At 41.6% G+C, this 8,964-nt stretch carries 10 protein-coding genes; 2 read left to right on the forward strand and 8 right to left on the reverse strand.

Going from position 1 to position 8,964, the window contains the following annotated elements:
* Positions 1-319: 319 nt before the first annotated feature.
* Both ABPH35_RS09325 and ABPH35_RS09330 read left to right on the forward strand, forming a co-directional pair.
* Positions 320-628, forward strand: a complete 309-nt coding sequence (locus tag ABPH35_RS09325) for a transposase (RefSeq protein ID WP_349989486.1) — start codon at positions 320-322, stop codon at positions 626-628.
* Between the two features lie 435 nt (positions 629-1,063).
* Positions 1,064-1,276: an IS3 family transposase gene (locus ABPH35_RS09330; RefSeq protein WP_449340515.1), complete on the forward strand. Its 213-nt coding sequence runs from the start codon at positions 1,064-1,066 to the stop codon at positions 1,274-1,276.
* A 59-nt stretch (positions 1,277-1,335) separates the two neighbouring features.
* Here ABPH35_RS09330 and sufB read toward each other — a convergent pair whose 3' ends face one another.
* The 8 genes from sufB to ABPH35_RS09370 form a co-directional block, all read right to left on the reverse strand.
* Positions 1,336-2,748, reverse strand: coding sequence for a Fe-S cluster assembly protein SufB (sufB, locus tag ABPH35_RS09335; RefSeq protein ID WP_349989488.1), 1,413 nt, complete (start codon positions 2,746-2,748; stop codon positions 1,336-1,338).
* Positions 2,749-2,785: 37 nt separating this feature from the next.
* Positions 2,786-3,220: a Fe-S cluster assembly sulfur transfer protein SufU gene (gene sufU / locus ABPH35_RS09340; protein WP_349989489.1), complete on the reverse strand. Its 435-nt coding sequence runs from the start codon at positions 3,218-3,220 to the stop codon at positions 2,786-2,788.
* Complete coding sequence (locus ABPH35_RS09345) at positions 3,207-4,436, reverse strand: cysteine desulfurase (protein ID WP_349989490.1); 1,230 nt, start codon at positions 4,434-4,436, stop codon at positions 3,207-3,209. Before ABPH35_RS09345 ends, sufU begins: the two co-directional genes overlap by 14 nt.
* Before the next feature lie 5 nt (positions 4,437-4,441).
* Entirely contained in the window at positions 4,442-5,704 is a 1,263-nt protein-coding gene (gene sufD, locus ABPH35_RS09350; RefSeq protein ID WP_349989491.1) for a Fe-S cluster assembly protein SufD, read from the reverse strand.
* Between the two features lie 29 nt (positions 5,705-5,733).
* Positions 5,734-6,504, reverse strand: coding sequence for a Fe-S cluster assembly ATPase SufC (gene sufC / locus ABPH35_RS09355; protein ID WP_349989492.1), 771 nt, complete (start codon positions 6,502-6,504; stop codon positions 5,734-5,736).
* A gap of 80 nt (positions 6,505-6,584) precedes the next feature.
* Positions 6,585-7,763, reverse strand: a complete 1,179-nt coding sequence (locus tag ABPH35_RS09360; protein ID WP_349989493.1) for a glycosyltransferase family 4 protein — start codon at positions 7,761-7,763, stop codon at positions 6,585-6,587.
* Positions 7,760-8,488 (reverse strand): adaptor protein MecA, encoded by a 729-nt coding sequence (gene mecA / locus ABPH35_RS09365; protein ID WP_349989494.1) that lies wholly within the window; start codon positions 8,486-8,488, stop codon positions 7,760-7,762. Before mecA ends, ABPH35_RS09360 begins: the two co-directional genes overlap by 4 nt.
* A gap of 166 nt (positions 8,489-8,654) precedes the next feature.
* A partial coding sequence (locus ABPH35_RS09370; RefSeq protein ID WP_349988132.1) for an ISAs1 family transposase occupies positions 8,655-8,964 on the reverse strand: 310 nt, incomplete at its 5' end.

The raw sequence follows: 8,964 nt of genomic DNA on the forward strand, positions 1-8,964 counted from the left end.
CCTTACGATCCCCTGTACTTTCATATATAACGCCTTGAATTCTTCCATCTTTTCTGCCTCCTGCCTTCCTTCTGATGTTCTCTAGTCTAACAAAATACACCCAATGTTTAAAGGACTTTTTTGTCCTTTAAAGGTGAATTTTAAAAAAGAGATCCAATTGAAAAGAATCACTTATAGTGAACAGTATAAAAAGTGTACTATACTGTTGTCATAAGGAGGTTCTTTTGTTATGACCAAAAAAGAAGGTAAGTTCACAAATTATTCGTCAGAGTTCAAACTACAAGTAGTCGAGGATTAGCTCAGTGAAAACAGTGGAGATATGCCCTCTATTGTCAAAAAACATGGATTAAAATCAGATAATCAGGTACTGACTTGGACGAGGAAATACCGTGAAAATCCAGATTTACTGACAAAAGATTTACGGGGTACTAAGTCCACTGGTCCCCCTAAAACAATGACTATAGAAGAGATGACACTAGTGGAGCAAAATGCCTATCTACGCATGGAGAATGACATTTTAAAGGCTTCAAGAAGTGAGAAGAATCCACCCTATCAGGTTATCGATCGGTTGAAAGAGCAGTATTCTATTGCCTCTTTATGTACCTACTTCGGCTTTCCAATTCCGTGACACTCAGAAAGGCTATCGGTTCATCTGTTATCAATTGAGAAGAAAGAATCAGCTTTTTCTGAAACCTAAGACTATATTGCGTTATATGTGTATTCTTGGCCATAACTCACCTATTCGTAAGAAACAGTATCAATCTTGCACACAACGAGAGGTAAACGAAAAGGCAAGACACGTCCACTACAACTTGCTTGCCCGTAACTTTAAAGCAGAATGTCCTCTCCTCAACTAACAAAGGATGTCAGCTACGTTTACAGGATATTCCTAAGTGTCATAAAAGATTGTTGTAACCCTTCTATTGTAGCTTACACTTTATCAGATTTCAGTGACAACCAGTTACTTTTTGATAATCTAAACTGGATATTCAACCATTCAGACTAAGGTTTCCAATACACCAATCAACAGTATTTTCAAAAACTAGACCAATATGGAGTAGCCATATCTCATTCTGGCAAAGAAAATTGTTACGATTATGCATCATATGAAAACTTCTTTTCGCACTTGAAGAGCGAATCATTAAGACTATTTCCACCTAAAGCTCTCATCCATCAAATTAGGGAATACATTGGCAGGTATAATTACGAAAGACCACAAGAAAGATTAAAAGGTATGACTCCCTTAGAGTATAGGGAATCATACCTAACAAACTAACTCGCTTTTTTACTGTCCATTTTAACTGGGGCTTGACAAAAGAGTCTCTTCTTTGCGTATTACCCGACTGAACCTTCCATCTCATAAGAAATCAAGCGGTTGAGTTCGACTGCGTATTCCATTGGGAGTTCTTTGGTAAATGGCTCAACAAATCCCATGACAATCATCTCTGTAGCTTCTCCTTCTGACAAGCCACGGCTCATGAGGTAGTAAAGCTGCTCTTCAGAGATTTTCGATACTTTTGCTTCATGCTCCAAGGCAACTTGCGAATTGTGGATTTCATTGAAGGGAATGGTATCTGATTTTGAAATATCATCCATGATAATGGTATCACACTCGATGTGACTGACAGATTTCTTGGAATTACGGGCAAAGGTTACTTGACCACGGTAGTTTACTGCTCCACCACCTTTGGCAATGGATTTTGATACAATCGAGGAGCTGGTGTGCGGAGCATTGTGAATCATCTTAGCACCTGTATCTTGGTGTTGACCGGTATTTGCAAAGGCGATAGACAGCATGGTCCCACGCGCTCCTTCGCCATCCAAGTAAACAGACGGATATTTCATAGTAGTTTTAGCTCCAAGGTTGCCATCAATCCACTCCACTGTCGCATCTTTCATGGCACGAGCACGTTTGGTAACAAGGTTATAGACGTTGTCAGACCAGTTCTGAATCGTGGTGTAGCGCATATAAGCTCCGTCAAGAGCAAAGATTTCAACAATTGCCGCATGCAAACTATCACTTGAATAGGTCGGCGCTGTACATCCTTCAACGTAATGCACACTTGCCCCCTCATCTACAATGATTAGGGTCCGCTCAAACTGACCTGTACTTTCGTTATTGATACGGAAATAGGTCTGCAAAGGAATATCACATTTGACACCTTTTGGCACATAGATAAAGGTTCCTCCAGACCATACTGCACTGTTTAGGGCAGCTAATTTATTGTCGGTTGGTGGCACTAATTTGGCAAAATACTGTTTGAAAAGGTCTGGGTACTCTTTCAAAGCAGAGTCTGTGTCGGTGAAAATAATACCCAACTTTTCAAATTCTTCTTTCATATTGTGGTAAACCACTTCTGACTCATACTGGGCAGCAGCACCTGCAAGATAAGCTCGTTCTGCTTCTGGAATTCCGATGCGTTCAAAAGTTTCTTTAATTTTTTCAGGCACATCATCCCATGAACGAGCTGGTTTGTCAGACGCTTTTTGGTAGTAAATCAAGTCATCAAAATCAATCTCGGACAAGTCTGCTCCCCAAGTTTCAAGGGGCATTTTTTTGAAGGCCTCATAGGATTTGAGACGGAACTCCAACATCCATTCTGGTTCATTTTTAGCTGCCGATAAGGCACGAATAACTTCTTCATTCAAACCTTTTCCTGTCGAGATAATCGGCTCTACATCGTCATGAAAGCCAAATTTATACTCACCGAGGTCAATCGGTTTTGGCTCTACTCTTTCTTCTGCCATTCTTTCCTCCTCTATTTCTTCATTTCTTTGAGATTTTCTACTCTTCATTTAAGCCTTTTTTTAGCGCATTCCAAGCCAAGGTCGCACATTTCACTCGCTGCGGAAATTTAGCAACACCTGCTAGAAAGGCGGCATCCCCCAATTTTTTTTGGCGTGTATCTGTCTGTCCTTGAACCATTTCAGAAAAGACCTGTGCTAATTCCAACACTTCCGCCTTTGTTTTGCCTATTACTAAGTCCGTCATCATACTAGCTGAAGCGGTTGAAATGGTGCAACCTGCATTGACAAAGGCAATGTCTTGAATCATTTGCCCTGTTTCATCTAACTGCAGAGATAGATGAATAACATCTCCACAAGTGGGATTGTTCAAATCTACCTGATGAGCTCCAGCAATTTCCCCTTGATGATGAGGATGTTTGGAATGATCTGCCACCACAGCCATATAGAGGCTTTCTAATTTAGAAAGTGCCATTGAAAAACTCCTTTGTCTTTTCCAGTGCTTCAATCAATTGATCACAGTCTTCCTTGGTATTATAAAGGGAAAAACTAGCACGAACCGTTGACTGCACTCCCAAATAAGCTAGAAGTGGTTGGGCACAATGATGACCAGCTCGCACAGCTATTCCCTCATAGTCCAGTGCCGTTGCCACATCATGCGGATGCAAGCCCACGATATTAAACGAAATGACACCTGAACGTTTTGTCAAGTCTGACGGACCATAGATTTCAATCCCCTCCATGGCTTGTAATCTTGAAAAAAGGTAGGATAGCAATTCATCCTCATGGTGAGCAATTTCATCCATGCCGATGGCCTCTAAAACATCAATTGCTTTAGCTAGCCCAATTGCTCCTGCCATATTGGGCGTTCCCGCTTCGAATTTCCACGGTAATTCCTTCCAAGTTGCAGACTGCTCATAGACGAAATCAATCATCTCGCCACCAAATTCAACAGGCTCCATTTGTGTGAGCCATTTTTCCTTACCATAGAGGACACCAATCCCTGTCGGACCTAGCATCTTATGACCTGAAAAAGCAAAGAAATCCACATCTAAATCCAATACATCAATGGCCATGTGGGGAATGGATTGGGCTCCGTCCACTACCATAATAGCATCAACTTCATGCGCCAATCGAGTAATTTCTTTGATTGGATTGATGGTTCCTAGGACATTAGAGACATGGGCTAGGGAGACAAATCTTGTTTTTGGTGATAGCTTGGACTTCAAATCCTCCATATCTAGGAGCCCGTCTTTCAGGTAGACATAGACAAGCTTAGCTCCTGTTTTTTGACAGGCTTGCTGCCAAGGAATGATGTTGGCATGGTGTTCCATAATAGAAATCAAGACCTCATCACCCGGTTGCAAGATTTGGGTAGCAAAGTGCGCGACCCAGTTGAGACTGGTTGTCGTCCCCCTTGTAAAGAGTACTTCCTTAGTTGATTTGGCATGGATAAATTGCCGCACGCGCTCACGTGCTGCTTCATAACGGCTGGTCGCTCGTTCTGCCAAGGTATGGACACCGCGGTGAACATTGGCATTGTCCGTCTGATAATAGTCTAGAATTTCATCTAGAACAGCTTGGGACTTCTGCGTCGTTGCGGCATTGTCTAGATAGACCAAGGGCTCATCATGGACCAGCTGGTCTAAAATCGGAAACTCTTGTTTGATGGCATGGCTATCTATTGGCATCTCTCTTACCTCTTGCTTAACTTTTCTTCAATTCCGTCAATCATTTCATTGCGGACTTCTTTTACTGGAATCTCCGTAATAACTGCTCCTAAGAAGCCACGGACAACCAAACGCTCTGCTGTTGCTTTGTCCAAACCACGACTCATGAGATAATACATGTCCTCTGGATCAACCTGACCGATAGAAGCAGCGTGTCCTGCTGTAACATCATTTTCATCAATTAAAAGAATCGGATTAGCATCGCTTCGTGCCTGGTCAGACAGCATCAAGACCCGACTTTCTTGCTGGGCATCCGCTCCCTTAGCACCTTTAACAATGTGTCCAATTCCGTTGAAAGTCAGCGTTCCTTTTTCTAGAATAACCCCATGTTGGAGGATATTCCCAATAGAATTTCGACCGTAGTTGGTCACACGGGTATCAATGCCCTGCACTTGCTTGCCACTTGAAAGGGCTACGACTTTCATATCTGCATGGCTGCCATCGCCATACAAATCGCTATCAAAGTCAGCAATGACATTGCCCTCATTCATCACTCCAATCGCCCAGTCAATACTCGCATTGTGTGACAGTGAACCACGACGACTCATATAGGTTGTGACATGCTGTCCCAAGCGGTCAATCGCTGCGAATTTAATTTGGCTGCCAGCTCCTGCAATGACTTCCACCGTGATATTAGCTGTTGCTTTTACACTGCCGTCTCCAATACTTTCAAATCGTTCTAGATAGTTCAATTTGCTATTTTTACCAGTAATCACAAGAATATGCTTGTTAAATGGGACATCGCTTGCACTATCTTGGTAGAAAACACCTTCAACTGGTAGGTTAATTTCTACATTATCAGGAACATACAAGACCGCTCCGCTATTAAAATAAGCGGTATGGTAAGCTGCAAGTTTGTCCTCATCATATGCTACTGCCTTGGTAAAATACTGCTCCATGATTTCTGGAATTTCTTCCAAAGCGGTGTAAAAGTCTGTAAAAATCACACCAGCCTCTACCAATTCTGGAGACAATTGTTCAAATACCGTCTGCGTTCCTACTTGAACTAGCTTAGGATTATCCCCCAAAGCTGTAAAATCAGGAACATTACTCATCACTTCTGATTCTGCAATACTCCCATCTCCAAGATTCCAACGGTGGAATTTCACTCGTTCAATCTTTGGTAGGTCTAATGTGTCTATTTTTTCAAAAGCTGCTTGACGAAGATTGCTCAACCAAGCTGGTTCCGCGTGTGCTTGTGAAAACAGTTTAATGGCTTCTTTGGTCATTATTTTCTCCTTTCTGAACACGTTTCGCCTTAAACTTCCTCTTCGTAAGTCAAGCCTAGTTCTTCTGCAATTTTTGCATAACCTTCTTTTTCAAGACGAATCGCCAGTTCTGGGCCACCTGATAAAACAACACGCCCTTCCATCATAATGTGGACCACATCTGGTGTAATGTAGTTCAATAGACGTTGGTAGTGGGTAATAATCATGGCACCAAAGCCTTCTCCACGCATGGCATTGACCCCTTTTGAAACAACTTTAAGGGCATCGATGTCAAGACCAGAGTCAATCTCATCGAGAAGGGCAAAGGTCGGTTCCAACATCAAGAGTTGCAGAATTTCATTGCGCTTTTTCTCACCACCAGAGAATCCTTCATTGAGGTAGCGCTCTGCCATTTCTTCTTTCATGTTGAGCAATTCCATTTTCTCATCGAGTTTGGTAATGAAATCACGGACAGAAATTTTCTCATCGTCTTCTTTTCCAGCATTCATGGCTGCACGTAGAAATTCTGCATTGGTAATACCTGGAATTTCACTTGGGTATTGCATGGCAAGAAAGAGTCCCATACGAGCCCGCTCATCGACTTCTAGTTCCAAGACATTCACACCATCGAACAAGACTTCACCTTGAGTAACTTCATAGTTGGGATTTCCCATGATAGCTGCTGAAAGGGTGGACTTCCCTGTCCCATTTGGTCCCATAACGGCCGCAACTTCCCCTGTTTTCAAGGTCAAGTTAACCCCTTTTAAAATTTCTTTTCCCTCGATTGCCACATGCAAATCTTTGATTTCTAATACTGACATAGATACCTCCATTTAGTTTTGATCTGATTTATTATACCAAAAAAGAGCCTATTTAGCTCCTTCTTTGTTTAGAAACATTCTTATTTGTCTGCTTTTTGCCTTTCGTCCTTTTTCGCTCGTTTTTTAGCTAAATATTCCTGCCGAACATCACTATTACCAATAAAACGTAAGATGTTCAAAATAGGTGTACGATTCTCACCAAATATCCCAATCAGCTCACTTAGAATTTCCACTCCAAAGAAAAGAGCTAACATGAGTAAGACTCCTCCCACTCTGCTCGATACATTTAATAATAGCGAGGTTAGAGAAAAAATAAAGGAAATAGCATAAATGACTAAGACAGTCCCTCGGTGCGTTAAGCCAAGTGATAAGAGGCGGTGATGCAAATGCATGCGGTCCGCTTCGTAGATTTTTTGACCAGACAAGGTCCTACGAATAATAGCCACCAAGGTATCTGTAATCGGAACACCTAGAATAATCATGGGGGTCACTACAGCAACTGCTGTTGAATTCTTCAACCCCTGCAAAGACAGAACTCCAATCATAAATCCGATAAATAAGGCTCCTGTATCCCCTAAGTAAATAATAGCTGGATTGTAATTATAGGGAAGAAAGCCAGCGATTGCAGCAACCAACACAAAAACAGTCAAGGTCAAGTAAATATTGCTATCATGTAGGAAAAAATAGGAGACAATCCCCATGGTCGTCAGAGAAATAATCGACACTCCAGACACTAGTCCATCCAAGCCGTCAATCAGATTGACTGCATTAGTAATCGCTACAATCCAGAGAATCGTCAACGCAAAAGCCAGCCAGGTCGGAAAATGCAACATTGGCCCACCAAAGGGAATTTTGAAATTATCAAAATGAAAGTCTGTAAAGAACCAAATAACCATTGCCGCAAGAAGGTTCCCAATCAACTTGGACAGGGGGCGTAATTCTTTCATATCATCAAGTAGCCCTGTCACAATAATAATCCCACCAGCAATAACAACTGGAAGGATATACTCCAAATACGTCCCTCGAGGCTGTACATAGGTCACAATAGGAGCCAAAAAACAGGTTGTTCCCAATAAAAAGGCCACATAAATTGCTAAGCCTCCTGCAGATGGCATCGGCACCTTATTGATGCGACGAGCATTGGGGGTGTCCACCGCTCCAATCCGAAATGCCAAGAAACGAACCAACGGTGTCGCAATAATCGAAATAATCATGGTCGAAATAACGACAATGATATACTTCAAAGCAAATGGAATCATGCTAAGTTCACCTTCCCAAGCTCATCAATAGCAGCAACTGGAAGTAGTAGAATCCCATGCTCTTGAAGGGTGGCACGTGAAATCGACGTATCATCTGCATGCTCTAACATCCGTGACAAGATGAAGTCTGGATAGCGTGTTGAACGATTTTCAATATTAATCAAAACTGTCATGTAGTAACGTCCGTTCATCTTGTATAATTCCGATTCCTCAACCGTGAAATCAACAAGAGACACAAACTGAACAGCCTCCTGAAGACTCGCAAAATCAAGGATATAATAAATATAATTGCGAATCTCTGCATCCTCTTCTTCATCGAATTCCGCTTCTTCTACCTGTTCCAAATGTTGAACTGCTTGACCATCACCTGCACTCTTTTCGCGAATCGTTTTCTCAAGTGTCTTCAAAAATTCATCTGGCGTCATCTGCGAAAGCTCATCTAAGTCTGCCATATCCGCAAAATCATCAAAATTCAATTGCTGATCAATATCTGATTTAGTGACAAAAATATCTACCTTATCTGGCTTAGGCGTCACACGGAAACTCAACATGCCACTCTCACGAAAAGTGACCGGCAAATCCAATTCATCTAACACTGTATAAAAGAATTCTTCTGTTTTTTCTTGAGGGACCAGAAAATCGGCCAATTCCATCCCGCGCTCTTCCAAATCTTCCATTCTAATCGTGATTTTCAAGGTTGAATCACTAATCTGTTTCATCTTCATCTAATTACCTCATACTCTTCCAATCTCTCTCGAATGACACATCGAGAATACCATATTTCATTCATTATACAAAAAATCAGACTCTTTTACAAAAGAAAAGGGAGGTATCCACGACAAACGCATGAAACGGTCTTCGGCTTTTTTCTACCTCAAACACTTTTTTGATTTAAAGTAATCGTTTTAAATACTGGTCAAAGGATAGACTAAGGACATATTTCTTACGACGCATGCTCATTTTCTTTCCAAAATCCAACCGTTTTAGGACAGCTAGGCAGAATTTGTCCATCACATTCAAATTAAACGCTAACTGCTTGTTCAAAGTTTTATTCGCATCTTCTCGAAAAACAATATCTAATAACCAATGCATACTCTCTATCTGCCAATGACCTCGTACATAGTCGCATAATTCCTTCGCACTAACCTGACTACTCAAGATAAAGTAGCGTGTTTCTTCACCCTCTTGACTACTCTTGGTC

Source organism: Streptococcus handemini (assembly GCF_040984445.1).
Taxonomy (GTDB): Bacteria; Bacillota; Bacilli; order Lactobacillales; family Streptococcaceae; genus Streptococcus; species Streptococcus handemini.